The organism is Streptomyces sp. CA2R106, from assembly GCF_037034245.1.
Taxonomy (GTDB): Bacteria; Actinomycetota; Actinomycetes; order Streptomycetales; family Streptomycetaceae; genus Actinacidiphila.
The window spans coordinates 1-433 of record NZ_JBAGKC010000183.1; the positions used below are offsets into that span (position 1 = coordinate 1).

Here is a 433-nt window from a genome sequence, read left to right on the forward strand (position 1 = left end):
GCGTGGTGGCGGCGCCGAACTCGTCCATGAACTGGCCGAGTTGGGCGCCCGTGCACGGGTGGCGGCCTGTGACGTCAGTGACCGTGAAGCGCTGGCGGAGCTGCTGGCGGACGTGCCGTTGACCGGTGTCGTCCACACGGCGGGAGTGGTCGAGGACGCGCTGATCACCTCCCTGACTGCGGACCGGTTGGCCCGGGTGCTGGCGCCGAAGGTGGATGCGGCCTGGCATCTGCACGAGCTGACCCGGGACCGTGACCTCACGCACTTCGTGGTGTTCTCCTCGCTCGCGGGCGTGCTGGGCAGCCCGGGTCAGGGCAACTACGCGGCGGCCAATGTCTTCCTGGACACGCTCATGCAGCACCGGCGCCACGCCGGTCTTCCCGCAGTGTCGATGGCGTGGGGCCCTTGGTCCCAAGGCGCGGGTCTGACGGGC

1 protein-coding gene is annotated in these 433 nt (G+C 70.4%); it reads left to right on the forward strand.

The window, feature by feature from the left end; all coding sequences use genetic code 11:
• On the forward strand, positions 1-433 hold a 433-nt coding region (locus WA788_RS35645; RefSeq protein WP_335984667.1), incomplete at both ends, for an SDR family NAD(P)-dependent oxidoreductase.